The sequence below is a fragment of the Actinomadura sp. SCN-SB genome (assembly GCF_043906805.1).
In the GTDB taxonomy this organism is placed as follows: domain Bacteria; phylum Actinomycetota; class Actinomycetes; order Streptosporangiales; family Streptosporangiaceae; genus Spirillospora.
The window spans coordinates 1-26,144 of sequence record NZ_JBIMPP010000093.1; the positions used below are offsets into that span (position 1 = coordinate 1).

Below are 26,144 nucleotides of genomic sequence, written 5' to 3' on the forward strand. Positions count from 1 at the left end.
GAGCTTGGCGCCGCCGTCCGCTACCACTCGCTCCCAAATGCGGGATGCCTACGAACTTCTCGCACTTGCCCCAGGAGATAGATGACCTTGCCAGACCCGACCTTCGACCGCCACGGCCCCGCCTCTGCCGAGAAAATCCTCAAGAGCGTGATCGTGCCGCTGTACGAGGCCAGTCATGCCGACGTGATCGGCAACCCGTTCTACTCCAGCGAACGATTCGCCGAGCGGGTCCGTGGGTACTGCAAGGCACCAGGCTTTGAGATCGTCATCGCCTACATCGATGGTGAGCCGGTGGGGCAGGCGTTCGGGTACGCGCTGCCCTCCACTTCCAAGTGGTGGGACGGTCTGACCACGCCCGTCCCCGAGGGGTTCACCACCGAGACCGGGACGCGGACGTTCGCGTTCAACGAGCTAATGGTCGTACCCCATTGGCAGGGCAAAGGAATAGCACACGCGCTTCACGATGAGCTGTTGGCGGGAAGGAGCGAGGAGCGGGCAACACTACTCGTGCGCGAGGACAACACCTCTGCACAGAACGCCTACCGCCGCTGGGGCTGGTCCAAGGTAGGGAAGCTGCGTCCCTACCAGGATGCCCCGCACTTCGACTCGATGATCCTGTCCCTACCGCTAACCGGCCCAACCTGGGACCAGCGGGAGTCCCAGTGACATGGTTGGGGCGGATCACACCGGAACGGGCAGGAACGCCCAGGCCAACCCGTCAAGGCACCCGCGACTCACACGACAAGCGATGAGCCGCCGAGCGAAGAGCGCAGCTCGCTGAAGCAATAAACACAGTCGCACCCACCTCAACCCTCGACCCCAGCCACGAACGGTCGCCCAAGCGCTGCGATCGCGACCGAAGGCAGGGACGAGCGCCAGCGAGACCCTGATCGCGAAGCGAGCCCCCAGGGCGAGCCGAAGCGATGCAGCGATCGCCGCAAGCGAGACAAGCGAGGAGCGCCAGCGACGAGCGCAGCTCTCGCTTGCAAATAGAACTAATACTGATGTTCGGTCATCAGGCGGCGGGAGGCTTCGGTGATGCTGCCGGTCAGGGAGGGGTAGACGGCGAAGGTTTGGGCTAGTTGCTCGACTGTCAGGTGTTGTTGGACGGCCACGGAGACGCCGAGGATGAGTTCGCTGGCGCGGGGGGCGACGATGACGCCGCCCAGGAGGATGCCGGTGGAGGGGCGGCAGAAGAGTTTGACGAAGCCGTCCTCGAAGCCTTGCATTTTGGCGCGGGCGTTGCTGAACAGGGGCAGCATCACGGTGCGGGCGTTGACGTCGCCGGCGTCGACCATTTTCTGGGTGACGCCGACCGAGGCGACTTCGGGGTCGGTGAAGATGTTGGAGGCGACCCAGCCCAGTTTGAGCGGTTGGACGGCCTCGCCCAGGGCGTGCCACATGGCGATGCGTCCCTGCATGCCGGCCACTGAGGCCAGCATGAGGATGCCGGTGCAGTCACCGGAGGCGTAGATGTGCGGGACGTTGGTGCGGGAGACCTTGTCTACCTGCACGAATCCTTGGGGGCTCAGCGCGATTCCGGCTTTTTCCAGGCCGATGCCGCGGGTGTTGGGTTCCATGCCGACGGTCATGAGGCAGTGTGTGCCTTCGACCTTGCGGCCGTCCTCCAGGGTGACGATCACGCTGTCGCCGGAGCGTTCCACTCCGGCGGCCCGGGAGCGGGACATCACGTTCATGCCGCGGCGCAGGAAGACGTCCTGGAGCACGGCGGCGGCGTCGGCGTCCTCGGTGGGGAGGATCCGGTCGCGGGAGGACACCAGGGTGACCTTGGAGCCCAGTGACAGGTAGGCTCCGGCCAGTTCGGCGCCGGTGACGCCGGAGCCGACGACGATCAGCTCTTCGGGGAGTTCGGGGAGGTCGTAGAGCTGGCGCCAGTTGAGGATGCGTTCGCCGTCGGGTTCGGCGCCGGGCAGGACGCGGGGGGTGGCGCCGGTGGCGATGAGGATGACGTCGGCCCGGAGGTGGCGGTCGCCGACGGCGACGACGTGCGGTTCGACCAGCCGCGCCTCGCCTCGGACGATCTTGACCTCTTCGTAGGCGAGCCGTTCGGCGACGTCGAACGACTGGGCCCTGGCCAGGTCCTTCACCCGCTTGTTGACGGTGGCCAGGTCCACTTCGAGGCCGCCGACCTCGCCGTCGGGGCCGCCGTTGAAGCGCAGCCCCAGCCCTTCGGACTCCGACATCACGGCCATCCGGGTGGAGGTGGCGATGAGCGTCTTGGAGGGCACGCAGTCGGTGAGGACGCAGGCTCCTCCGGGGCCGTCGCGCTCGACGACGGTCACGTCGGCGCCGAGCTGTGCGGCGACGAGCGCGGCCTCGTAACCGCCCGGTCCTCCTCCTATGATCACGATGCGGGTCACGTCTCCATTGTTTCTTACCGATGGGAGTGACCCGACCAAGCCCCGCGCCTGGCCCGCTGACGTACGCTTGGCGACCGTGGCACTGTACGCGGCGTACGCCTCCAACATGGATCCCGAGCAGATGGCGGCACGGGCCCCGCATTCGCCGATGCGCGGTACCGGCTGGCTGGCGGGCTGGCGCCTCACCTTCGGCGGGCAGGACGTGGGCTGGGACGGGGCACTGGCCACGGTGGTCGAGGACGAGGACGAGCAGGTCTTCGTGGTGCTGTACGACGTCCCGGCCTGGGACGAGAGCGAGCTGGACGAGTGGGAGGGCGCGGCCCTCGGCGTCTACCGCAAGATCAGGGTGCGGGTGTCCACGCTGGAGGGGGACGTCCTGTGCTGGCTGTACGTGCTGGACGACTATGAGGGCGGCCTGCCGTCGGCCCGTTATCTGGGCATCCTGGCGGACGCGGCGGAGGCCGCGGGGGCTCCGGACGACTATGTGAAGGACCTGCGCTCCCGTCCGTGCAAGTCGATCGGCGACTGAGGGTACCGGTCGCCTCGCGCCGGTAATGTCGGCAGGGTGAGCAACGACGCCTATGCACTGGCCGAGGACGCGGCGGAGCGGCTGCGCGCCCGGACGGCCATCGAGTCCTTCGACGTGGCCCTGGTGATGGGGTCCGGCTGGGTGCCCGCGGCCGACGCGCTGGGCACGCCCGTGGCCGAGTTCCCGGTCACCGACCTGCCCGGTTTCGCCCCGCCCGCGGTGGACGGCCATGCGGGACGGCTGCGCGCCGTGCGGGTGGGGGGCCGGAACGCCCTGGTCTTTCTGGGTCGCACCCACCTGTACGAGGGCCTTGGGGTGGACGCGGTGGTGCACGGCGTCCGGACGGCCCTGGCGGCGGAGGTGCGGACCGTGATCCTGACCAACGCGGCGGGCGGGTTGCGCCCGGAGACGCAGAAGGTCGGCGACCCGGTCCTGATCTCCGACCAGCTCAACCTGACCGGGGCGAACCCGCTGACGGGGGCGAGGTTCCTCGATCTGACGGAGGTGTACTCACGGCGGCTGCGGGCGCTGGCGCGCGAGGTGGATCCGTCGCTGGCGGAGGGCGTGTACGCGGCGCAGCGGGGCCCGACGTACGAGACGCCCGCGGAGATCCGGATGATGCGGACGCTGGGCGCGGACGTGGTCGGCATGTCGACCGTCCTGGAGGCGATCGCGGCCCGTGAGGGCGGCGCGGAGGTGCTGGGGATCTCGCTGGTGACCAATATCGCGTCCGGGCTGGCCGAGGGAACGCTGGATCACGAGGAGGTGCTGGCGGCGGGCCGTGCCGCGGCCTCCCGGATGGGCCACCTGCTGGCCACGCTCCTGCCGAAGATCTAGCCGGATGGACGCGGACGTGCGGCGCCGGGCGGAGGAATGGCTGGCGCAGGACCCGGATCCGGAGACCTCCGGGGAGTTGCGCGGGCTCCTGGACGCCGGTGACGAGGCGGCGCTGGCCGACCGGTTCGGGGCCAGGCTGGAGTTCGGCACGGCCGGGCTGCGGGGCGAGCTGGGCGCCGGTCCGAACCGGATGAACCGGGTCACGGTGATGCGCGCCGCCGCCGGGCTGGCCGCTCGCTTGCGGGAGGGCGGCGTGGTCATCGGCTACGACGCCCGGTACGGGTCGGAGCGGTTCGCGCTGGACACGGCGGCGGTCGTGACGGGGGCCGGGTTGCGGGCGTGGCTGCTGCCCCGCCCGCTGCCCACGCCCGTGCTGGCGTTCGCCGTACGGCATCTGGGCGCGTCGGCGGGGGTGATGGTGACCGCGTCCCACAACCCGCCCCGCGACAACGGCTACAAGGTCTACTGGGGCGACGGGGCGCAGATCGTGCCGCCGCTGGACGCGGAGATCTCCGCCGAGATCGACGCGGTGGGCCGGGTGGACGAGCTGCCTCTCGGCGACGGCTGGACGGTGCTGGGCGAGGAGGTCGTCGAGGCGTACCTCCAGGCGCTGGAGGCCCTGCCGCTCGGGGACGCCCGGGACGTGGCGACGGTCTACACGCCCCTGCACGGCGTCGGCCGCGACGTGCTGCTGCGGGCCTTCGAGCGGGCCGGGTTCCCGCGTCCGGCGGTGGTGCCCGAGCAGGGCGACCCGGATCCGCGCTTCCCGACCGTCGCGTTCCCGAACCCGGAGGAGCCGGGCGCGATGGACCTCGCGATCGGGCTGGCCGAGGGGTCCGGCGCCGACCTGGTGATCGCCAACGATCCGGACGCGGACCGCTGCGCCGTCGCCGTTCCCACGCCGCGCGGCTGGCGGCGGCTCACCGGGGACGAGGTGGGCGGCCTGCTGGCCGAGCACGTCCTGCGGCACACCACCGGCGATCGGCTGCTGGCCACGACGATCGTGTCCTCGTCCCTGCCGGCGGCGCTGGCCGAGGCGCATGGCGCGAGGTCGGCCCGCACCCTCACCGGCTTCAAATGGATCATGAGGGCGGGCGAGGGGCTGGTCTACGGCTACGAGGAGGCCCTGGGCTACAGCGTCGGCGGTCCGGACGGGGTGATCGTCCGGGACAAGGACGGCATCGGGGCCGCGCTGACCGTGGCCGCCCTCGCCGCCGAGGCCAAGCGGGACGGGCGCACGCTGCCCGACCTCCTGGACGACCAGGCGCGCCGCTACGGGCTGCACGCGACCGCGCAGTTGTCGATCAGGGTCGGCGATCCGTCCCTGATCTCCGAGGCGGTCGGCCGGCTGCGCGCCGCTCCCCCGTCCGAGCTGGCGGGACGCGCCGTCGAGTGCGTCGAGGACCTGGCCCGCGGCGTGGACGGGCTGCCGCCCACCGACGGCCTGCGGCTGCGGCTGGCGGGCTCGGCGCGCGTCGTGGTCCGCCCGTCCGGGACGGAGCCGAAGCTGAAGTGCTACCTGGAGGTGGTCCGTCCGGTGCGGCCGGAGGAGGACGTGGCCGCCGTCCGCGAGGAGGCGCAGCACGATCTGGACGCCCTCCGCGACGCCCTGGCGGGGCTGCTCCCGTCCTAAACCAGCACGGCCAGGAGCGTGGCGGCGATCACCAGCGCGGCGGGGACGGCCAGCGCCGCGACCGCGGGCACCGACCAGTTGATCATGCCGCCCTCGCCGGTCTTGGTGAGGGTCCCGCCCTTCGGGCGCTGCCGGTCGGCGATCTCGTTGAGCTGCTGGGCGGCGTACGTCACCGGGGTACGGCCCTTGAGCCGCGCCGCGTGCTGCCGGGGAAGCCGCGCGTCGCGGGCGTCCCGCGCGGCCCGCCGCTCCGCCCTGGCCTGGGCGCGCGGCGAGGTCGTCAGCACCCACGCCTTGACCTTGCGCTCCTCCCCGTCCGCGGCGCGGAACCTGAACGTGAGGGCGTCGGTGGCCTCGACCTTCTTCGCGGCCCGCCACGGCACCCGCACGTCCCGCAGCGGGTTGCGGACGGTGAACCCGCCCTCGTCCGCGACCACGGCCGGGCGCAGGCCCAGGACGTAGGCGATACCGCAGCCGAGGAGCAGCAGCGCCGCCATGACCGCCGATGCCGCGTCCCGCCCCCGCAGGGCGATGTCGATGAGGTTGAGCGCGGCGAAGGCCATCCACGCCCACGCCCCCACCCGCGCGGGGGTGGACCGGATCGTCAGCAGCGGCGTCATGACCGAATCATGCCAGGACCTCAGGCCGTCTCCCGCAGTTCGGCGTAGGCGGGCTTGATCACCTCGTTGATCAGCCGGAGCCGCTCGGTGAACCCGATGAACGCCGACTTCATCGCGTTCACCGTGAACCACTGCAGCTCGTCCCAGCCGTAGCCGAACGCGTCCACCAGCTTGGCCAGTTCCAGGGACGGCGTCGTGCCGCTCATCAGCCGGTTGTCGGTGTTGACCGTGACGCGGAACCGCAGGTCGCGCAGCAGCCCGATCGGGTGCTCGGCGATCGACTTGGCCGCGCCGGTCTGGATGTTGGACGTGGGGCACATCTCCAGCGGGATCCTCTTGTCCCGCACGTAGTGGGCCAGCCGCCCCAGCCGCGGGTTCCCGTCCTCGTCCTCGGTGATGTCGTCGATGATCCGCACCCCGTGGCCGAGCCGGTCGGCGCCGCACCACTGGATCGCCTGCCAGATGGACGGAAGCCCGAACCCCTCGCCCGCGTGGATGGTGAAGTGGGCGTTCTCCCGCTGGAGGTACTCGAACGCGTCCAGGTGCCTGGTGGGGGGATATCCGGCCTCGGCGCCGGCGATGTCGAACCCGACGACCCCATCGTCCCGGTACCGCACGGCCAGTTCGGCGATCTCCATGCTGCGCGCCTGGTGCCGCATCGCGGTCACGAGCGCGCAGATCTTGATCCCGTGGTCGCGTCCGCCCCGGTCGAACCCCTCCAGCACGGCCTCGACCACACGCTCCAGCGACAGACCCGTCCGCGTGTGCAACTCCGGCGCGTACCGGATCTCCGCGTAGACGACGCCGTCCCGGGCCAGGTCCTCGGCGCACTCGTAGGCGACCCGGGTCAGCGCCTCGGCCGACTGCATGACGCCGACGGTGTGCGCGAAGGTCTCCAGGTAGCGTTCCAGCGAGCCCGAGTTGGCCGCCTCGGTGAACCAGGTGGCCAGGTTCCCGGGATCCGCCGTCGGCAGGTCCTCGTACCCGCCGTCCCGTGCGAGATCCACGATGGTCTCCGTGCGCAGCCCGCCGTCCAGGTGGTCATGGAGGAGCACCTTGGGCGCGCGCCGGATGTCTTCGAGCGACGGACGATCGGTCATCCTCGCAATCTACCCGCCGGTTAACGTGCACACGTCGGCAACTCTCGCCCACGAACCGCCTCCTGCCTGGCGGAATCATGCCGCCCCGTGGCCGTACGCGGCCCGCAGCGCGCTGAGATCGGGTTCGCCGTAGCGGCGCCGCATCGAGGCGAACGCGGCCTCCTTGTCAGCGCCGAACTCCCGTACCCGCGCGGCATAGGCGTCGGCGGTCAGGAACACCGGCGGGCTCGCCTTGCTGTGGAACTTGTCGGCGTACATGACCACTTGCTCTTCGGCCGACTCGGCGAGATAGTCGGCCACCGGAATGGGCAGGGCCTGGCGGAGGACGTCGTCACTGGTCAGGCCCATTCCGGTGTGGTGGGAGCAGAACCGGCAGAGCGTGTCCGGAAAGCCGAGTTCCCGGAGCAGTTCATGGCCGAGCAGCCCATGCTCGATATAGCGCGTGTGATCGAGCCGTCCGGAGGAATCGTAGAGGCGGTAGACGCCGATGTCGTGAAGAAGGCATCCCGCACGGACAAGCTCGACATCGACCGCGAGCGAGCCACGCTCGACCAGTTGTTCCGCCACTTCGCACACGATCACACAGTGCGTGTAGACCGACTCGAACGCCTCTTGTGTGGGCGCGTACCGCTCATGCAGGGCACGGATCTCGTGGTCCGCCGGGATTCGCACGAAGGAGGAGACTACCGCCCGCTCGATTCCGGCCGGGCGGCGTCACCCGCGCCCTGTCAGCCGACACGCTGCAGAATCAGCGGCTCAAGGTCGGCGGCCGCCGATTCGCCGACCTCCACGGCCCCCTCCAGAGCCTCCAGCGCGCGCGGGATACGCGACACGTCGTCCGCGTACAGCGACAGCAGCGGCCGGCCCTTCGTGACCTTGTCACCGGGCTTCGCGTGGCAGATGATCCCGGCCCCCGCCGACACCGGGTCTTCCTTACGCGCCCGTCCCGCTCCGAGGCGCCATGCGGCCACCCCCACGCCGAAGGCGTCCAAACGCTTCAGAACCCCGCTGGACGGGGCGAACACCTCGTGCGACTCACGCGCGACCGGAAGCGGCGCCAGAGGGTCACCGCCCTGGGCCCGGATCATCCGCCGCCACACGTCCATGGCGGTGCCGTCCCGGAGCGCGTCGGCCGGGTCCTTGGCCCCGGCCATCCCCGCCGCCGCCAGCATCTCGCGTCCCAACGCGACGGTCAGCTCCACCACGTCCGGCGGGCCCCCACCCGCCAGCACCTCGACCGACTCCGCGACCTCCACCGCGTTGCCGACCGCGTTCCCGAGGGGACGGTCCATGGCGGTGAGCAGCGCGACCGTCCGCACACCATGGTCGTTGCCGATCCCGACCATGGTCTCGGCCAGTTCCCGCGCCGTGTCCGGCGTCTTCATGAACGCGCCGGACCCCACCTTCACGTCCAGCACCAGCGCGCCCGTGCCCTCGGCGATCTTCTTGGACATGATCGAGGACGCGATCAAGGGGATCGACTCGACCGTGCCCGTGACGTCGCGCAGCGCGTAGAGCCTGCGGTCGGCGGGCGCCAGCCCGCTGCCCGCGGCGCAGACCACGGCACCGGCCTCGCGGAGCACGCCCAGCATCTCCTCGGTGCTCAAGGAGGCCCGCCACCCCGGGATGGACTCCAGCTTGTCGAGCGTCCCGCCCGTGTGCCCCAGTCCCCGTCCGGAGAGCTGCGGGACGGCGGCGCCGCACGCCGCGACCGCCGGGGCCAGCGGCAGGGTGATCTTGTCGCCGACGCCGCCGGTGGAGTGCTTGTCGGTGGTGGGACGGTCCAGGCCGGACCAGTCCATCCGGTCACCCGAGTCGATCATGGCCTGGGTCCAGCGGGAGACCTCGGCGCGGGTCATCCCGTTGAGCAGGATCGCCATGGCCAGGGACGCCATCTGCTCCTCGGCGATCTCGCCGCGGGTGTAGGCGGCGACGGCCCAGTCGATCTGCTCGGGGGTCAGCTCGCCGCCGTCCCGCTTGGCGCGGATGACGTCGATCGCGTCCACCTAGCGGCTCCTCAGGTCGTCGGGTCCGAACGCGTCCGGCAGCACCTCGGACATGGGCCGGATGCCGCTGACGGTCTCCAGCAGCATGTCGGGGCCGCCGTGCTCGTACAGAAGCTGGCGGCAGCGTCCGCACGGCATCAGCGCGGCGCCGTTGCGGTCGACGACGGCGACGGCCACCAGCCGTGGACGGGACGGCGCCCCCTCCCCGTACAGGGCGCTGACGAGGCTGCACTCGGCGCACAGCCCCACACCGTAGGAGGCGTTCTCGATGTTGCACCCGGTGACGATCCGCCCGTCGCTGGTCAGGGCGGCCGCTCCCACCTGGAAGTTCGAGTACGGCGCGTACGCGCGGCCCATCGCCTCCCGGGCGGCGCTGCGCAACGCCGGCCAGTCCACCACGCTCATGAAGCCTCGCCGCGCCGGTACAGCTGGCCGTTCGCGGCGGGCATCCGCAGCCGCTGGCTGGCCAGGGCGAGAACGAGCAGTGTGGTCAGGTGCGGGGTGAACGAGACCAGCTCGCCCGGCACCGTCTCGGCGGCCATGAACCAGACGAACAGCCCGGCCGCGGCCAGCACCGCCAGCGCCCCACCCAGGTAGGCGTTGCGGATCTGCCGCCGGTCGAGGTCGGTGACGACCTGCGGGCGCATCCGGTTGCCGCGCAGGAACTGCCACACCGCGACCGCCACGAGGATCACCGTGACGAACAGCAGCAGGGCGTGCACCGCCTCGCCGCCGCCGCGCACGTTCATCGCGTCGGTGTAGCCGAACAGCAGCGACCCGGTGGCCATCCCGCCGGGACGCCAGTTACCGAAGATCATCGCGGCCAGGCCGATGAAGCCGCGGCCACCGGTCTGCCCGTCCTGGTAGACCGGGGACGCCACGGTGACCAGGAACGCGCCGCCGAGCCCCGACAGCGCGCCGGAGATGGTGACGGCCGCGTACTTCATCCGGTAGACGTGCACGCCCAGCGACTCGGCGGCGTACGGGTCCTCGCCGCACGACCGGATCCGCAGCCCGAACGCCGTCCGCCACAGGACGAAGAAGCTCAGCGGGATCAGCAGCAGCGCCAGCAGGGTCAGCAGCGACATCCCGGTGGTGAGGCCGCGCAGGATCCCCGCCACGTCCGACACCAGGAACCAGTGGTGCCGTTCCAGCGAGCCCAGCGCGTCCGGGCTCTTCCAGCCGAAGACCTCCCCGCCGGACAGGACGGGGAAGGTCAGCGTGCCTATGGGTTCGACCGGCGGCGACTGCCGCGGGCCGCCGCCCAGCGCCTTGGCCTCGCCGGTGTTGAAGATCAGCCCGGCCAGGAACTGGGTGAGCCCGAGCCCCAGGATGTTGATCGCCACACCGGACACGATGTGGTCGACGCCGAACGAGACGGTGGCGACCGCGTGCAGCAGGCCGCCGAGCGCGCCGCCGACGATCCCGGCCAGCACGCCGATCCACGGCCCCCACTGGTATCCGGCCCAGGCCCCGGTCCAGGTGCCGAGGATCATCATGCCTTCGAGGCCGATGTTGATGATCCCCGAGCGTTCCGACCAGAGCCCGCCCAGACCGGCCAGGAAGATCGGCACGGCGAGGCGCAGCGCCGCGCTGACCGTGCCGCTGGAGGTCACGTCGTCCGCCCCGGTGACGACCCGGACCAGCGACAGCAGCACCAGCAGCACGCTGGCGAGCATCAGGTAGTGCGGCCAGCGCACCCGCCGCCTCTTCTCGGCGGGCCTGACCTTGTTCGCGACCGCGGTGGCCACACTCACGACGACGCCCCCTTCGCGGAACCGGCCGCGCCGCCCGTCGCCGCCAGGTCATGCCCGGTGGCGAGCTCGTCGGCGACCGTGCGCTGCTGGAGGCGGATCTCCCAGCGCCGGACCAACTCGTAGACGATGACGACGGTCAGCACGACCACGCCCTGCATCACCCCGACGATCTCCTTGGGGACGTCGACCTCCTGGAGCACGTCGGAGGTCTGGTCGAGGAAGGCGAACAGCAGCGCGGCCAGCGCGATCCCCGCCGGGTGGTTGCGGCCCAGCAGCGCCACCGTGATACCGGTGAAGCCGAGCCCGGCGGGGAAGTTCAGCGAGTACTCGTAGGACGCGCCGAGCAGCTCGGGCATGCCGATCAGCCCGGCGACCGCGCCGGACGCCACCATCGTGATCACGATCATGCGGCGGGCGCTGACCCCGCTGGCCTGGGCCGCGGTCGGGGACAACCCGGAGATCCGCAGGTCGAAGCCGAACCGGGTGTGGTTGATGACCACCCAGAACACCACGCCGACCACGACCGCGAGCGGCAGCAGCCCGTACACCGTCCCGGGCAGGTCGACGAGGGCCGGCGCGACGACCAGGGCCGTGACGGCGACGAACACGACGGCGCCGAGCACGCCCAGGGCCAGGGAGGGCGCCGCGCCGCCACCGCCGTTCTCGCCGGCGCCGTCGCCGCGCCGCCGGTACACCGAGTAGATGATCGCGGCGGCGCCCAGCACCAGGACGAGCGCCAGCCCGGGACCGGAGAAGATCGCGGTCAGCGCGTCGTTGAACGGTCCGACCCGTCCCGACTCGGGGATCGGCGGGGTCGCGACGTTGTTGCTGCCCGGCCGCACCTCGGCGAGCCGGTCGTCGTTCAGCAGGTACGCGATCACGCCGGTGGCGATCGCGTTCAGCATGATCGTGGACAGCACCTCGCTGACCCCGCGGGTCACCTTGAGGACGCCGGCGATCGCCGCCCACAGCCCGCCGATCAGCATGGCCGACAGGATCACCAGGAACTGGCCGATGGGGGCGGGCAGGGTGAGCGCGCCGCCCAGCGCCGCCGACAGCATCGCCGCGAGCCGGTACTGCCCGTCCACGCCGATGTTCAGCAGCGCCATCCGGAACCCGATGGCCACCGCCACGGCGGACAGGTAATAGCGGGTGGCGCGGTTGAGGATGTCCACGATCGAGTTGTCGGTGGTGCCGTAGTCGATCATGGCGTTGATCGAGCTGAACGGGTCGGCGCCGGTGATCCGCAGCAGCGCCATCGTGATCAGCAGCGAGATCAGCAGGGCCAGCACCGGCGCGCCGACGCGCAGGCCGAGCCCGCTCGGGCCCAGCCCCCGCAGGATCGCCTTCCACGCCGGGACGTCCGCGCCGGGCGGGGCCGGCGGCTCCGGCGGACCGGGCGGCGCCTTCTCCGCGACGCCGCTCATGAGGCGGCCCCGTCCTCGGCGCCGGTCATGGCCGAGCCCAGTTCCTCGGGGGTGACCGTGCCCGGATCGACCTGGGCGACCAGCCGGCCGCGCAGGATCACGTGCAGGGTGTCGGACATTCCGATGAGTTCCTCGAGGTCGGCGCTGATCAGCAGGACGGCCAGGCCGGCGGCGCGGGCCTGGCGCAGGTACTCCCAGATGGCGGCCTGGGCGCCCACGTCGATGCCGCGGGTGGGATGGGCGGCGATCAGCAGGTGCGGGTCGCCGGACATCTCCCGGCCCACGATCAGCTTCTGCTGGTTGCCGCCCGACAGCGCGGCGGCGGGGACGTCGATCCCTGGGGTGCGCACGTCGTACTCGCGCACGATGCGCATGGTGTCGCGGCGCGCGCCGCGCCGGTCCACCCAGGGGCCGCGGACGTTGGGACGCCGGGTCTGGTGGCCCAGCATCCGGTTCTCCCAAAGCGTGCCTTCGAGGATGAGCCCGTGCCGGTGCCGGTCCTCCGGGATGTAGGCGATCCCGGCCTCGCGGCGGCGCCGGGTGGTCCAGTGGGTGATGTCCTCGCCGCCGTAGGAGATGGTCCCGGCGTCGGCGTGCCGGATCCCCATGATCGCCTCGATCAGCTCGCCCTGGCCGTTGCCCTCCACCCCGGCCAGGCCGACGATCTCGCCGCGCCTGATCCGCAGCGACACCCCGTCCACCACGGGACGGCCCTCGGGGGTGAGCACGGTCAGCCCGTCCACCTGGAGCTGCACGTCCTCGGTGACCGTGGACGTGCGCAGCTCGGGCGTGGGCAGCTCGGAGCCGACCATCAGCTCGGCCAGCCGCCGCGAGGTCGTCTCCCGCGGGTCCAGGCCGGTCGCGACGGTGGTGCCGCGGCGCAGCACCGAGATCCGGTCGGCCACCGACAGCACCTCGTCGAGCTTGTGCGAGATGAACAGGACGGTCAGGCCCTCGGCGCGCAGCTCGCGCAGGTTGCCGAACAGCTCGTCGACCTCCTGCGGGACGAGCACGGCGGTGGGCTCGTCCAGGATCAGCACCTTCGCGCCCCGGTAGAGCACCTTGAGGATCTCCACCCGCTGCCGGTCGCCCACGCCCAGCGACTCCACCAGCACGTCCGGGTCCACCCGCAGCCCGTACTGCCCGGACATCGTCTTGATCTTCTCGCGGGCGGCGGCGAAGTCGATCCGGCCGCGGCGCCGGGGCTCGGCGCCCAGGATCACGTTCTCCAGGACGGTCAGGTTGTCGGCCAGCTTGAAGTGCTGGTGCACCATGCCGATGCCGCGCGCGATCGCGTCGGCCGGGGTGCGCAGCGTCACCCGCTCGCCGTCGATCTCGATGGTGCCCTCGTCCGGCCGCTGCATCCCGTACAGGATCTTCATCAGCGTGGATTTGCCGGCGCCGTTCTCACCGCACAGCGCGTGCACCTCACCACGCTCGATGGTCAGGTCGATGTCCCTGTTGGCCACCACGCCGGGGAACCGCTTGGTGATCGAGGTGAGCCGCACGGCCGGGGTGGCGGGCGCCGTGGGCGTGGTGGACGCCGGGGGGCGCTCCTCCCGCGGCCCGTCCGCGGGGAGATCGTCAGGCACGCGTGCCCCTTCTGATCGCTGGTCGGCCCGCCCGCCGTTCGGCGCGGGCGGGCCACGGTGCGCTTCGGCGCGGCGCGGGCGCGCCGGAACCCGCCGGTCAGGGCTTGACCGGCACCGTGATCTTGCCGGACTTGATGTCGGTCGCGTAGGCGTCCAGCTTGGCCTTGATGTCGTCGAGCTGGCCGCCGGAGGTGGCGTAGCCCACCCCGTCGTTGGTCAGGTCGTACTTCTTGGTGCCGGGCTGGAAGGTGTTGTTGGCGACCGAGTTGACGAAGTCGAAGACCGCCACGTCCACCCGCTTCACCATCGAGGTCAGGATGTGGTCCTTGACGTCGGCGACGGCGGGCTGGTTGTACTGGTCGGAGTCGACCCCGATGGCCCACTTGCCGGCCGCGCCCACGGTCTTGATGACGCCGATCCCGGCGCCGCCCGCCGCGTGGTAGATCACGTCCGCGCCGGCGTCGAGCTGGCCCTTCGCGGCCTCGTTGCCCAGGGCCGGGTTCTTGAAGCCGTCGAAGTTCGGCGGCTGGGTCAGGTACTTGGCCGGGACGATCTTGATGTCCGGGCGGGCGGCCTTCGCGCCCGCCTCGTACCCGGCCTGGAACTTGTGGATCAGCGGCACGTTCACGCCGCCGATGAAGCCGATGGTGCCGGTCTTGGACTTCAGCGCCGCCGCCGCGCCCACGAGGTAGGAGCCCTGCTCCTCGGAGAAGCAGGCGCCCATGACGTTGTTCCCCTCCACCTTGCACTGGTCGGCGTCGACGACCAGGAACTTGGTGTTCGGGAAGTCCTTGGCGACCTTGACGATGGCGTTGGTGTAGGCGAAGCCCACGCCGATCACCGGGTTGTAGCCGCGGTTGGCCAGCAGGCGCAGCCGGGACTCCTTGTCGGCGTCGGGCTCGTCGGGCTTGGCCGAGATCTCCTCGGTGGTGATGTTCAGGTCCTTCTTCACCCGGTCCAGGCCCGCCGCGGCCGAGTCGTTGAACGACTGGTCGCCGCGCCCGCCGATGTCGAAGGCCAGCCCCACCTTCAGGGTCTTCTTGTCGCCCTCTCCCCCGCTGTCGGAGGCTTCCTTGCCACCGCACGCGGCAGCACTGAGCAGCAGCGCTGCGCCCGTCACGGTGACGAGCGACATCTTCATTCCACGGCGCAAGACAGCGCTCCTTCCGTTCCCCTTGAAATCGATCGGACGCTACCTTGCAAATCAGGTAAAAAGGCACGCGTGCACCGTTTCGCAATGCGTCCGTTACCAAGGCGTAGACCTAGATCGCCCAGGTCAGGGCGGTGGACGCGGGGGAACGGAAGGGGCGGCGCGGGCCTTTGATCACCCATTGCGGTGTCCGTTCGGCGGGGGACGGGTGCGGGTCAGGCCAGGGCGGCGCCCTCGACGGGCTCGGTCTCGCCGGACCGGCCGCCGCCCCAGAGCGCGTTGAGGGCGGTGGCGGTCAGCACCCGGACGCCGACGGCGATGCAGCTCTCGTCCACGTCGAAGTCGCCGCGGTGCAGGTCGTACTCGCCCGCGGAGCCGGGGGTGCGGACGCCCAGCCTGGCCAGCGCGCCGGGGATCGACTCCAGGTACCAGCCGAAGTCCTCGCCGCCCAGGCTCTGCGGCGTGGGGACGGCCGCGTCCTCGTCCAGCACCTGCGCCGCCGCGTCCCGGAACATCTGGACGCTGGCGGCCTCGTTCACGGTCGGGGGGACGCCCCGCACGTACTCCAGCGACGCCTCCACGTCGTAGGCCGCCGCGACCGACTGGAGCAGCGACTTCATCATCTCGGGCGCCCGGTGCCACGCCTCGTCGTCCAGGCAGCGGACGGTGCCCTCGGCGATGCCGTCGTCGGGGATGGCGTTGGCCACCGACCCGGCCGAGACCCGCCCCCACACCAGCGACAGGCTGGAGCGCGGGTCGACCCGCCGGGACAGCGCGGACGGCAGCTCGGTCACGATCTTGGCGAGCGCGTACACCAGGTCGGCGGTCAGGTGCGGGCGGGCGGTGTGGCCGCCGGGCCCGGTCACCTTCACGTACACCTTGTCGCAGGCCGCGGTGATCGGGCCGGTGCGCAGGCCGAGCTGCCCGACCTCGATGCGCGGGTCGCAGTGCAGCGCGAAGGCCCGGTCGATCCCGCAGATGCCGCCGGCCGCCATCACGTCCAGCGCGCCGCCCGGGGTCTCCTCGGCGGGCTGGAACAGCAGCCGCACCCGGCCGGGCAGCAGCCCCGCAGCGGCCTGCTGCGCCAGGAACAGCCCCGCGCCGAGCACCATCGTGGTGTGGACGTCGTGCCCGCAGGCGTGGGCGACGCCCGGCACGGTCGAGCGGTACGGGACGCCGGACTTCTCGTCCTGGAGCGGCAGCGCGTCGATGTCGGCGCGCAGGGCGATGGTCGGGCCGTCCTCGGGCCCGATGTCGCAGATCAGGCCGGTGCCCCGGGGCAGCACCCGGGGTTCGAGCCCGGCCTCGGTGAGGCGTTCGGCGATCCGCTTGGTGGTCCGGTACTCGGCGTAGCCGAGCTCGGGGTGCATGTGCAGATCGCGGCGGAACTCGATCAGCGCGCCCTCCTGCCGGGACAGGAACGCGTCGAGCTGGAGCTGCAGCGCGGCGCCGCCCAGGCCGGCGGCTTCGCCGCGCTCCGGGCGCTCCGGTGGTTCAAGCCCGGGCATCACCCCGGGTCCGGTTCGGGTCATCTGCGCCCCCTGCGCCGGGGCGGGGCCGGAAGGCGCCCGCCCGCTGGTCTGTTCGATGCGGTCCCGGTCACCCTCCGGTGGTGGTCCCGCGGGTTCGGGCTCCTCAGCTCGCGGCACCTGCCACCTCCCCGAGAGTGACGAACCTGTCCTGCGCCAACTCCATGATCGCCGCGTCCACCATGTCGGTCACGGTGCCGCCCTCGGCACGGATCGCGCGCTGCCGTTCGTAGGGCGCCCCGTGCTCCAGTACCTCCCCGGCGACCTTCAGCTCCTCCGCGCAGCCGAGCCGGTCGGCCACCGGTTCGAGCTCGCGGATCAGCTCGTAGAGGTCGTCGCGGAGCGGGGCGGTGGCGCCGGCGTCGTCGGTGATGACGATGGCGTCAAGCCCGTACCTGGTGGCGCGCCACTTGTTGTCACGTACCACCCAGGCCGCCGGACGCGGCAGCGTGTAACCGCGGTCCAGTTGCTGCTCGAAGAGCGTGACCAGGCTTTGGCAGAGCGCCGCGGCCATGCCCAGCTCCCGGGGTGTGGGGATCCCGTCGAACATCCGGATCTCGACGGTGCCGAAATCGGGATGCGGGCGGATGTCCCACCACACCTCCTTGATGCTCCGGATGGTACCCGCACGCAGCAAGGTATCCATGTAATCCTCGAAGGCCGCCCAGTCGTCCAGGAGGTGGGGCGGCCCGGCGGTGGGAAGCTGGCCGAACACCACGGCCCGGCTGGAGGCCAGGCCGGTGTCGTGACCGCTCCAGTACGGGCTCGACGCGGTGAGGGCGAGGAAGTGCGGCAGGTAGCACGACAGCGCGTTGACGATCGGGATCGCCTTGTCGACGTCGCTCACGCCCACGTGGACGTGGACGCCGAACGTCTGGATGCGGCGGGCCAGCCACTGCATCTCCTCGATGAGGTCGGCGTAGCGCTGCACCGGGGCCATGACCGCGTCCCGCCAGTCGCTGATCGGGTGGGTGCCGGTGCAGGCCAGCGTGATGCCGCGCTCGGCGGCCGCGGCGCGCAGCGCGGCGACCGTGGCGGCCAGGTCGTCCTTGGCCTCCCCGACCGTCTGGCAGATATCGGTCACGATCTCGACCGTGGACTCCATCAGCTCGTGCCGGATCTTGGGAATGTCGCCGCCCTCGCTGAGCATGGGCAGGGAGGCCAGCACCTCGCGGGCGTCCTGGCGCAGCTGCCGGGTCTCGGCGTCCACGAGCTGAAGCTCCCACTCCACGCCCAGCGTCGCGCCACGCGACGGGTTGAAGTCAATGGCCACGGCCCAACCTCCGTCCACAATCCTCGCAGGTCGCTGCGTGGCACGTGGCGCATTTCAACCAGCGGGCACCCAAGCCTGGACGAGACCGTTTCCAGGCCCCGGCTACCCCTCTCATGATGGCGCCCCGTGCCCCCGCCCATCGGAAAACCCTGCCCTATGGGGATCATTTGACTCGTCCGGGCGGGCACTGATCACACAGTGTCATTCTTTTCGGTCACCATATGGTCAACCCGGCATGACTCGATCGCACTAGTCAGGCCGTCCGGAACCCGTCGAGCACGACCCCGATGAACACAGTGGGTGACGGGCGAATATCGGACGGTATCCGGGGCACGTTCGGGTCATGACCGGAACCGGCGGACATCCAGCCCGGCGCACCGTCCCGGCCATGCGCCGGATTCGTCCGAACTATCCAAGTTATTCCGTTATCACACTAAAGAGCACTCAAGAGCAACAACTGGCCGTTCTATCGGAAAGATGTTGTTCCGCTACCGTCGCCGAGTCTTCTACTCTTCTGAGGTCACGAGCGATGAGCGGGGCGACCGTAACGGCGTGGGTTCTCAGAAGGGGCGGCACAGGCTTGCGAGGACGGCCACTTCGACATCATCGGGCATCGGACACGGCAGGGAACGCGAGGACGCCGGGCACGGCGCGCGCACGGCGCGGTGCCGCCGCGCTGGCCGTTCCACTGATCACCGGATCGCTGCTCGCCCCGCTCGCACCGCCCGCGGCGGCGGACCCGGGCAGACCCGAGGAACCGGTCGGCGGACCGCGGCTCGGCGGCAGAGGCGTGATCGTCGACCGGAGCGAGGGGGCGCCGGCCGCACCCAGGATCGGCGCGGCCTCGTACCTGATCGCCGACGCCGACACCGGCGAGGTGCTGGCCGCCAAGGACCCGCACGGCCACTACCTGCCCGCGAGCACCATCAAGACGCTCACGGCGCTGACGCTCGTCCCCAGGCTGAACCCGAACGCGCTGGTGCGCCCGACGCAGGAGACCTGCGATGTCGAGGGCACCAAGGTCGGCATGACCCCGAAGATGCAGTACAAGGTCTCCGACCTGTTCTACGCCCTGATGATGATGTCGGCCAACGACGCCGCGCTGGGGCTCGCGCAGGCCAACGGGGGCGTCAAGAAGACGCTCGCGGACATGAACGCCGAGGCCAGGCGGATCAACGCGCATGACACGCTGGCCGGCTCGCCCAACGGGCTGGACACCGACCTGGGGCTGACCGTCAAGACCCAGCACACCTCGGCCTACGACCTGGCCCTGATCCTGCGGGAAGGGCTGAAGAACCCCGACTTCCGCAAGTACGTGGAGACCGTCGACCACCGGTTCCCCGCGCCGCCCACCAAGAAGCAGCGCAAGGCAGGCAAGAAGGTCGGCGGCTACCCGATCCACACCCACAACCGGATGCTGCCGGGCCAGTCCCAGGAGTACAAGGGCATGATCGGCGGCAAGAACGGCTACACGGTCGCGTCCAAGCAGACCTTCGTGGCGGCGGCCCGCCGCGGCGGCCACACCATCGTGATCTCGCTGATGAAGGCCGACCAGCAGCCCTCGGTGCTCGCCAAGGAGCTGCTGGACTGGGGGTTCGCGGCGCGCGGCAAGGTCAAGCCGGTCGGCACGCTGGTGCCGCCGGTCGACACGCAGGCCCAGCAGAAGAAGAAGGCCGTCGGCGACGCGCCGCTGCCGTCCAAGGCGAGCGACGACGGCTTCATGGGCGGCTGGGCGGTGCCGGCGGCGGGAGGCGCCACCGCCGCCGTGGTCGCGGGCTGGGCCGGTTTCCTGGCGATCCGCCGCCGCAGGGTCGCGGCCGAGTTCCGCAGGGGCATGAACCAGCCGGCGAACCTGACCGGCGCGTCCGCCGCGCCCGCCGCGTCCCGCTGGTCGGACGAGCTGGACGACACGGACGCGTGAGCCGGCGAAAGCCGTGAGCCGCAGGGGACCGTAGCCGCGGGGACCGTGAGCCGCGGGGCTCAGCCGAACCGGGCCCTGGCCCGCAGGCGTGTGGACGCCGGAGCGTCGTCGGGAACGTCCGCCTCCAGCACCGCCCTGCGGGTCGCGGTCCAGGCCGCCACCAGCAGCAGGAACCGCGACACCAGGTTGATCCAGATCATCAGCCCGACCAGCACGGCGAACGACGCGTACACCGGGTTGCGGGTGGTGTTGCCGAGCAGCAGCGCGGCGAGCTGCTTCAGCAGCTCGAAGCCGAGGGCGCCGGCCAGCGCGCCGTGGAAGATCGTCCGCCACGGCGCCCCGGTGCCCGACAGGCGGCTGAACAGCACCAGGAACACCACGGCGTCGAAGAAGATCGCCATGCCCAGGGACAGCAGGCGCAGTGCGGCGCCCGCCCCGGTCACCCCGTCCAGCCCCAGCCATTCCAGCACGCTGTGGCTGACCGAGGTGGTGAGGGTGGTCACCGCCATCCCGGTGATCAGCGTCGCGCCGAGGAAGGCCAGCACGGCGCCGTCCCACAGCCTGGCCATTAGGAAGTTGCCCTCGGGGCGCGGGCGGTCCCAGATGTCGTGCAGCGCCTCGCGTAGCACCTGGACGCAGCCGAGCCCGGTGAACAGCAGCCCGGCCAGGCCGATGAGCCCGGCCGCGGTCTTGGACCGGGCGATCCGCTCCACTTCGAGCTGCTCCGACAACCCGGGCAGCAGCGAGCCGACCGCCTCGACGAACAGCCTCCTGGCCTCGTCGCTGACCCCGACCAGATAGCCCAGCAGCGCGTACGCCAGCGCCAGCAGCGGGAAGAACGACAGGAACCCGTAGCAGGTCAGCGCGGCGGCCAGCCGGTCGCCCCGCTTGTCCTGGTAGCGGCGGTACGCGCGCACGAGATGGTCGAGCCAGGGCCACCGCCGGCGCGAGGACCGCAGCAGGGCCGTCCCCGACTTCCGCGAGGACCGCGCCTTGCCCCACGCTGTGTTGATCAACCGCCGCATGCCCGTTCCGTACCCCCCTCTTGACGAACCAAGCGGCGGCCGCCCTCCGGCCCGGCCGCCGGACGGAGGGCGGTCAGCCCGTCGCGGTGGCGCCCGCGGGCGGTGCCGCCGGGGGGACGGACGCGAAGGCGAAGTGGCGGCGCGGGCGCCAGACGCCGTCCGCGCCGTGCTCGTACAGCGAGAAGCCGCGCACCTCGAAGGACGCCTCATATCCGGACAGGTCCTTGTAGGCGCGGTCCATGACCTCCTCGGGGAGGTGGTGCGCCACCGTGACGTGCGGGTGGTAAGGGAACTCCAGCTCACGCGCCAGCGGCCCGGACATCACCCGCCGCTGGAGCCGTTCGCAGTCGGCGATGCCCTCGGCCAGCGCGATGAACACCACCGGTGAGACGGGCCGGAACGTCGCGGTGCCGCGCAGCCTGATCGTGAACGGGTGTTCAGAGCGGGCCACGCCGCGCAGGTGGTCCTCCACGCGGGTCAGCGCGCCGGGGTCGGACGGCATCTCGGTCGGGGGCAGCAGCGTGATGTGGGTGGGGATGGCGTACGCCATGGGGTCGCCGAGCGCCGCCCGGATGCGCTGCAACCGGCTGCCGTGCGGATCGGGGATCGGGATCGCGACGCCGATCGTCCGCGTGGGCTCGGCGCCGCGCCGCAGCGCGGTCGTCCACCCTCCCCGGACGGGCTCGCCGTCACCGTCGGGCGCGTCCTCCCGGACGCCCCCGGCCGCGCCGCCGCCGGCGGGACCGCTCACAGCGAGGCCGCTAGCGATCGAGCGCGCGTCCCGCGAATCCCACCCTGTCACGCACCACCTCCATGGTCCGCCGGGCCACCGCTCCCGCCCTGCCGGCGCCGTCCGCCAGGATGCGGTCCAGGCCGTCCTGGTCGTCCAGCAGCTTGAGCGTCCGCTCGCGGATCGGGGTGAAGGTGTCCACCACCAGCGCCGCCAGGTCCTTCTTGAACCGGCCGTAGCCCGAGCCCTCGTACCGGCGCTCCAGGTCCGCGATCGAGACGCCCTCCAGCGCCGAGTAGATCCGCAGCAGGTTGGCGATGCCCGCCTTGCCCTCCTCGTCGAACCGCACCTCGGTGCCCGTGTCGGTGACCGCGCGCATGATCTTCTTGCGCATGGGGCCGGGCTCCTCCAGCACGTCGATGATGCCCTGGGGGGACGAGGCCGACTTGCTCATCTTGGCCGTCGGCTCCTGCAGGTCGGTGATCTTGGCGGCGCCCTCGATGATGGAGGCGTCGGGGAGCACGAAGGTGTCGCCGAAACGGTGGTTGAAACGCTGGGCCAGCGTGCGGGTGAGCTCCAGGTGCTGCCGCTGGTCCTCGCCCACCGGCACCCGGAGGGCGCGCTCGCCGGGGCCGGGCTCGGGGCTGTAGAGCAGGATGTCGGCGGCCTGGAGGATCGGGTAGGTGAACAGGCCGACGGTGGTGCCGGTGGCGCCCTGCTTGGCCGACTTGTCCTTGAACTGGGTCATCCGGCCGGCCTCGCCGAACCCGGTGAGGCAGCCCAGCACCCAGGCGAGCTCGGTGTGCTCGGGCACCTGGCTCTGCACGAAGATGGTCGCCCGATCGGGGTCGAGGCCCATCGCCAGCAGCTGGGCGGCGGCGACCCTGGTGCGGCGCCGCAGCGCCGCGGGATCGTGCCGCACGGTGATCGCGTGCAGGTCGACCACGCAATAGAACGCGTCGTGGGTGTCCTGGAGTGCGACCCACTGCCGGAGCGCGCCGAGGTAGTTGCCGAGGTGGAAGGAGTCGGCGGTCGGCTGGATTCCTGACAGCACGCGCGGCTTCACCGTGCCGGTGGTCACGGGACCGCTGCTCTGGTCGGACGCTTCGGACATGTGCACAGATAGATTCTCTCAGGCGCCCTTCGGAGCGATGTCACCGGCCGGGGCTTGCGGCTGGTGCGGCCGCTGCCCTGAGACGGGCTGCCGCGGCACCCCTGCCTGCGAGGGGGCCGGGGACGGGGCCTGCGAGGAGGCATGAGCCTGGGCCTGGGTCGCCGGATGCGCGGCGGGCTCCGGAACGACGCGCACCCTCGCCACCCGGCGCCCGTCCATCCGGACGACCGACAGGCGGCACCCGGCGGTCTCCACGACGTCACCGGCCGCCGGGATCCGGCCGAGCGCGGCCATGATGTGGCCCGCGACCGTCTCGTAGGGGCCCGGGGGCAGCCGCACTCCGGTCTCGGCGGCGAAGTCGTCGAGGTTCAGCAGACCTTCGACCTCGACCACCCCGCCGTGCAGGCGCCGCGCCTGCGGGTCCTGGACGTCGTACTCGTCCCGGATGTCGCCGATGAGCTCCTCGACCAGGTCCTCCAGGGTGACGATTCCCGCGGTGCCGCCGTACTCGTCCATGACGATGGCCAGGTGGTGGCCCGCCCGGCGCATCTCCGTGAGCACCGGCAGCACCCGCCGGGTGGCGGGCAGGTACGGGACGGGACGCACCAGGTCGCCCACCGGCACGCCGGGGTCCTCCGCCGTCACCGCGCCGACGAGCAGGTCCCGGATGTGCACGAACCCGATCACCTCGTCGTGCGAGCCCCGGTGGACGGGGAAGCGGGAGTGCGGGCTGTCGGCGGCGATCCGGGCGGCGGCGTCCAGCGGCAGCGCCGCGTCCAGGAACACCACCTCGGTGCGCGGCACCAGCACCTCGCGCAGCGGGCGCTCGCCCGCGGCGAAGACCTCCTCGATCAGGGCCCGCTCGTCGGCGCCCAGCCGGCTGTTGCCCGCGACGAGGGCCCGCACCCGCTCCGCGGTCACCTCCTCGCGGAGCGCGCCGGGGTCGCCTCCGGTCAGGCGGACCATCAGGTCGGTGGACCGGGTCAGCAGCCACACCAGCGGGCGCCAGACTCGCCGGGTCGGTCGTTCCATGGCCGAGGTCGCTCTCTCCTCAGGGCCGCCGGGCGGCGAACTGCCAGGTTACCGGTTCGGCCTTCCCCTCCAAGGCCAGCCGCTAGCCTGGACGGGTCCCGGCGCGAGCCTTCGGGGTCGTCCGTGCCCCGCGCCGGCGGCGTCAAGCGTCCAGGAGGTCCTTCGTGAAGTTGCTCGTCACCGGCGGCGCCGGTTACGTCGGCAGCGTCGTCACCGCCCAGTTGCTGGAGGCCGGGAACGAGGTGGTGGTGCTGGACGACCTGTCCACCGGGAACGCCGACGCGGTGCCCGCCGGAGCGCGGCTGGTGACCGGCACGCTCCGCGACGCGGCGGCCGGCGTGCTGGCGGGGGGCGGCTTCGACGCGGTGCTGCATTTCGCGGCCATGTCGCTGGTCGGCGAGTCGATGCAGAAGCCGGGCCTGTACTGGGACAGGAACCTGGGCGAGTCGCTGGCCCTGCTGGAGGCGATGCGCGCCGCCGGAGTGCGCAGGATCGTCTTCTCGTCCACGGCGGCGACGTACGGGGAGCCGGAGTCCACCCCGATCCTGGAGACCGACCCGACCCGCCCGACCAACCCCTACGGGGCGTCCAAGCTGGCCATCGACACCGCGCTCGCCGAGTACGCGCGCCTGCACGGGATCGGCGGCATCTCGCTGCGCTACTTCAACGTCGCGGGCGCCCGGCTGCCCGAGGACGGGGACGCGCCCGGCCAGGGCGAGCGGCACGCCGTGGAGACCCATCTGATCCCCAACGTGCTGAAGGTCGCGCTGGGCGAGAAGGACAAGGTCACCGTGTTCGGCGAGGACTATCCCACGCCCGACGGCACCTGCGTCCGCGACTACATCCACGTCGTCGACCTGGGCATGGCGCACCTGCTGGCGCTGGACGCCTGCCGGCCCGGCGGCCACGAGATCTTCAACCTGGGCAACGGCAACGGCTCGTCCGTCCGGGAGGTCATCGAGGTGTGCAGGGAGGTGACCGGGCACCCGATTCCGGCCGAGGTCAGCCCGCGCCGGGCCGGCGACCCCGCGGTGCTGGTGGCGTCCGCCGAGAAGATCAAGTCGACGCTGGGCTGGAAGCCGGAGCGCGATCTGCGCGCGATGGTCGCGGACGCCTGGGCGTTCATCCAGCGCCGCCGATGATGATCGACGTGCTGGAGGCCGCGTTCGCCGAGGCGTACCGGCGGGACGCGGAGGGCGTCTGGCACGCCCCCGGCCGGGTCAACCTGATCGGCGAGCACACCGACTACAACGACGGTCTCGTCCTGCCGTTCGCGCTGCCGCGCGGCGTCGGCGTGGCGGCGGCCCGGCGGGACGACGGCGTGCTGGAACTCAAGTCGTTGCAGGCCGCCGACCAGGGCGTGACCGTGGACCTCGGCCAGAGCCGCGGGCCGGGAACGATCCGCACGTGGGCGGCCTACCCGTTCGGAGTGGCCGAGCTGCTGCGGCCGTTGGGGATCGGCGGGGCCTCGCTGCTGTTCGACTCCGATCTCCCGCAGGGAGCCGGGCTGTCGTCCTCGGCGGCGCTGGAATGCGCGACCGCGGTGGCCCTGTGCGAGCTGTACGGGGTCGAACCGGACAGGCGCGAGCTGGCACGGCTGGCGCAACGGGCCGAGAACGAGTACGCGGGCGTCCCCTGCGGGATCATGGACCAGTCGGCGTCGCTGCTGTGCACCGAGGGGCACGCGCTGCTGCTCGACTGCCGCACCGGGCTCTCCTCGCAGGTGCCGCTCGACCTGCCCGGCAAGGACCTCACCCTGCTGCTGATCGACACCCGGGCCCGGCACGCCCTCGGCGACGGCGACTACGGGCGCCGCCGCGCCGAATGCGAACGCGCCGCCACTTTGCTGGGCGTCCCGGCTCTGCGGGACGTGCAGGACCTGGGCGCCGCGCTGTCCCGGCTGGACGACCCCGTGCTGCGCCGCCGCGTCCAGCACGTCGTCACCGAGAACCACCGGGTCGAGGCGACGGCCGGGCTGCTGCGCGCCGGAGCGGAGCAGGAACTGGGCGGGCTGCTGACGGCCTCCCACCTGTCCCTGCGCGACCAGTACGAGATCTCCTGGCCGGAGGCCGACCTGGCCCTGGAGGCCGCGCTGCGCGCCGGGGCCCGCGGCGGGCGCATGGTCGGCGGCGGGTTCGGCGGCTCGGTGATCGTCCTCACCGCCACCGGCCGGGCCGGGGCCGTCCGGGACGCGATCACGGCCGCGTACCGGGAGCGCGGCCTGGCCGAACCCGGTTTCCTTGAGGCGATCCCGTCCGCCGGGGCGCGGCGGATCTCGATGGACGGCGGGCTTCCCGGCTAGGGGCTACTCCGCGTTCTCCAGCGCGGCCTTGATCTCGTCGCGCAGCCCGGTGGCGGTCTCGGCCGCCGCCTTCTCGTCCAGCTCGGTGAAGCCGCCGATCGCCTCGGTGACCTTGGCCAGCGCCTCGTCCAGACGGCCCAGCTCGGCCAGGACCCGGGCCTCGTCGTAACCCACCCGGGAGGTCTC

At 71.7% G+C, this 26,144-nt stretch carries 24 protein-coding genes; 7 read left to right on the forward strand and 17 right to left on the reverse strand.

The annotated features are described in order from the left end of the window. The first annotated feature begins 81 nt into the window (after positions 1 to 81). A complete protein-coding gene (locus tag ACGWYJ_RS35590) occupies positions 82 to 666 on the forward strand; it encodes a GNAT family N-acetyltransferase (RefSeq protein WP_395110970.1) in 585 nt (194 codons plus the stop codon). A gap of 329 nt (positions 667 to 995) precedes the next feature. Here ACGWYJ_RS35590 and ACGWYJ_RS35595 read toward each other — a convergent pair whose 3' ends face one another. Then, a complete protein-coding gene (locus ACGWYJ_RS35595) occupies positions 996 to 2,381 on the reverse strand; it encodes an NAD(P)H-quinone dehydrogenase (protein WP_395110971.1) in 1,386 nt (461 codons plus the stop codon). 76 nt (positions 2,382 to 2,457) lie between these two features. Between ACGWYJ_RS35595 and ACGWYJ_RS35600 the strand changes: the two genes are divergently transcribed. From ACGWYJ_RS35600 to ACGWYJ_RS35610, 3 genes are read left to right on the forward strand one after another with little or no spacing between them, the layout of a single operon-like run. Next, complete coding sequence (locus tag ACGWYJ_RS35600; RefSeq protein WP_285694520.1) at positions 2,458 to 2,910, forward strand: gamma-glutamylcyclotransferase; 453 nt, start codon at positions 2,458 to 2,460, stop codon at positions 2,908 to 2,910. Between the two features lie 36 nt (positions 2,911 to 2,946). Next, positions 2,947 to 3,747 carry a purine-nucleoside phosphorylase gene (locus tag ACGWYJ_RS35605; protein ID WP_395110972.1) on the forward strand — a complete coding sequence of 267 codons (801 nt, stop codon included), beginning with the start codon at positions 2,947 to 2,949 and terminating at the stop codon, positions 3,745 to 3,747. Between the two features lie 4 nt (positions 3,748 to 3,751). Beyond that, the gene (locus tag ACGWYJ_RS35610) at positions 3,752 to 5,380 is read left to right on the forward strand and encodes a phospho-sugar mutase (protein ID WP_395110973.1); all 1,629 of its coding nucleotides are present in this window, start codon (positions 3,752 to 3,754) and stop codon (positions 5,378 to 5,380) included. Here ACGWYJ_RS35610 and ACGWYJ_RS35615 read toward each other — a convergent pair. From ACGWYJ_RS35615 to ACGWYJ_RS35665, 11 genes are all read right to left on the reverse strand, one after another. Beyond that, on the reverse strand, positions 5,377 to 6,000 hold the full coding sequence (locus ACGWYJ_RS35615) for a PH domain-containing protein (RefSeq protein ID WP_395110974.1): 624 nt from the start codon (positions 5,998 to 6,000) through the stop codon (positions 5,377 to 5,379). The two genes, ACGWYJ_RS35610 and ACGWYJ_RS35615, sit on opposite strands and share 4 nt — an antisense overlap. Positions 6,001 to 6,020: 20 nt before the next feature. Beyond that, positions 6,021 to 7,100, reverse strand: coding sequence for an adenosine deaminase (locus tag ACGWYJ_RS35620; protein WP_395110975.1), 1,080 nt, complete (start codon positions 7,098 to 7,100; stop codon positions 6,021 to 6,023). Between the two features lie 75 nt (positions 7,101 to 7,175). Further along, positions 7,176 to 7,772 carry an HDIG domain-containing metalloprotein gene (locus ACGWYJ_RS35625; protein ID WP_395110976.1) on the reverse strand — a complete coding sequence of 199 codons (597 nt, stop codon included), beginning with the start codon at positions 7,770 to 7,772 and terminating at the stop codon, positions 7,176 to 7,178. Between the two features lie 56 nt (positions 7,773 to 7,828). Next, on the reverse strand, positions 7,829 to 9,106 hold the full coding sequence (locus ACGWYJ_RS35630) for a thymidine phosphorylase (protein ID WP_395110977.1): 1,278 nt from the start codon (positions 9,104 to 9,106) through the stop codon (positions 7,829 to 7,831). Continuing rightward, positions 9,107 to 9,511 carry a cytidine deaminase gene (locus tag ACGWYJ_RS35635; protein WP_285694527.1) on the reverse strand — a complete coding sequence of 135 codons (405 nt, stop codon included), beginning with the start codon at positions 9,509 to 9,511 and terminating at the stop codon, positions 9,107 to 9,109. Further along, on the reverse strand, positions 9,508 to 10,785 hold the full coding sequence (locus ACGWYJ_RS35640) for an ABC transporter permease (protein ID WP_395110988.1): 1,278 nt from the start codon (positions 10,783 to 10,785) through the stop codon (positions 9,508 to 9,510). The genes ACGWYJ_RS35635 and ACGWYJ_RS35640 overlap by 4 nt, the downstream gene beginning before the upstream one ends. Positions 10,786 to 10,859: 74 nt before the next feature. Continuing rightward, positions 10,860 to 12,290, reverse strand: coding sequence for an ABC transporter permease (locus ACGWYJ_RS35645; protein ID WP_395110978.1), 1,431 nt, complete (start codon positions 12,288 to 12,290; stop codon positions 10,860 to 10,862). Next, positions 12,287 to 13,798 carry an ABC transporter ATP-binding protein gene (locus ACGWYJ_RS35650; protein WP_395110989.1) on the reverse strand — a complete coding sequence of 504 codons (1,512 nt, stop codon included), beginning with the start codon at positions 13,796 to 13,798 and terminating at the stop codon, positions 12,287 to 12,289. The genes ACGWYJ_RS35645 and ACGWYJ_RS35650 overlap by 4 nt, the downstream gene beginning before the upstream one ends. A 181-nt stretch (positions 13,799 to 13,979) precedes the next feature. Continuing rightward, positions 13,980 to 15,035 (reverse strand): BMP family protein, encoded by a 1,056-nt coding sequence (locus ACGWYJ_RS35655; protein ID WP_395110979.1) that lies wholly within the window; start codon positions 15,033 to 15,035, stop codon positions 13,980 to 13,982. A gap of 212 nt (positions 15,036 to 15,247) precedes the next feature. After that, complete coding sequence (locus tag ACGWYJ_RS35660) at positions 15,248 to 16,540, reverse strand: M20 family metallopeptidase (protein WP_395110990.1); 1,293 nt, start codon at positions 16,538 to 16,540, stop codon at positions 15,248 to 15,250. A 127-nt stretch (positions 16,541 to 16,667) separates the two neighbouring features. Beyond that, the gene (locus ACGWYJ_RS35665) at positions 16,668 to 17,834 is read right to left on the reverse strand and encodes a glutamate--cysteine ligase (protein ID WP_395110980.1); all 1,167 of its coding nucleotides are present in this window, start codon (positions 17,832 to 17,834) and stop codon (positions 16,668 to 16,670) included. 790 nt (positions 17,835 to 18,624) lie between these two features. Between ACGWYJ_RS35665 and ACGWYJ_RS35670 the strand changes: the two genes are divergently transcribed. Next, the gene (locus ACGWYJ_RS35670) at positions 18,625 to 19,755 is read left to right on the forward strand and encodes a D-alanyl-D-alanine carboxypeptidase family protein (RefSeq protein ID WP_395110981.1); all 1,131 of its coding nucleotides are present in this window, start codon (positions 18,625 to 18,627) and stop codon (positions 19,753 to 19,755) included. Between the two features lie 59 nt (positions 19,756 to 19,814). Here ACGWYJ_RS35670 and ACGWYJ_RS35675 read toward each other — a convergent pair whose 3' ends face one another. The 4 genes from ACGWYJ_RS35675 to ACGWYJ_RS35690 all read right to left on the reverse strand — a co-directional run bounded on the left by ACGWYJ_RS35675 (position 19,815) and on the right by ACGWYJ_RS35690 (position 23,656). Then, positions 19,815 to 20,780 carry a YihY/virulence factor BrkB family protein gene (locus tag ACGWYJ_RS35675; RefSeq protein ID WP_395110982.1) on the reverse strand — a complete coding sequence of 322 codons (966 nt, stop codon included), beginning with the start codon at positions 20,778 to 20,780 and terminating at the stop codon, positions 19,815 to 19,817. Positions 20,781 to 20,853: 73 nt separating this feature from the next. After that, on the reverse strand, positions 20,854 to 21,531 hold the full coding sequence (locus tag ACGWYJ_RS35680) for a 2'-5' RNA ligase family protein (RefSeq protein WP_395110983.1): 678 nt from the start codon (positions 21,529 to 21,531) through the stop codon (positions 20,854 to 20,856). A gap of 10 nt (positions 21,532 to 21,541) precedes the next feature. Beyond that, on the reverse strand, positions 21,542 to 22,624 hold the full coding sequence (gene trpS, locus ACGWYJ_RS35685; RefSeq protein ID WP_395110984.1) for a tryptophan--tRNA ligase: 1,083 nt from the start codon (positions 22,622 to 22,624) through the stop codon (positions 21,542 to 21,544). An 18-nt stretch (positions 22,625 to 22,642) separates the two neighbouring features. Then, positions 22,643 to 23,656 (reverse strand): hemolysin family protein, encoded by a 1,014-nt coding sequence (locus ACGWYJ_RS35690; RefSeq protein WP_395110985.1) that lies wholly within the window; start codon positions 23,654 to 23,656, stop codon positions 22,643 to 22,645. 164 nt (positions 23,657 to 23,820) lie between these two features. Here ACGWYJ_RS35690 and galE point away from each other — a divergent pair, with 164 nt between their 5' ends. Together galE and galK are read left to right on the forward strand one after the other, a co-directional pair. Next, positions 23,821 to 24,798: a UDP-glucose 4-epimerase GalE gene (gene galE, locus ACGWYJ_RS35695; RefSeq protein ID WP_395110986.1), complete on the forward strand. Its 978-nt coding sequence runs from the start codon at positions 23,821 to 23,823 to the stop codon at positions 24,796 to 24,798. Between the two features lie 2 nt (positions 24,799 to 24,800). Beyond that, a complete protein-coding gene (galK, locus tag ACGWYJ_RS35700) occupies positions 24,801 to 25,958 on the forward strand; it encodes a galactokinase (RefSeq protein ID WP_395110991.1) in 1,158 nt (385 codons plus the stop codon). A 3-nt stretch (positions 25,959 to 25,961) separates the two neighbouring features. Here the strand turns inward: galK and ACGWYJ_RS35705 are convergent. Then, positions 25,962 to 26,144, reverse strand: a 183-nt coding sequence (locus ACGWYJ_RS35705) for a hypothetical protein (protein WP_395110987.1), incomplete at its 5' end; no start/stop codon positions are given.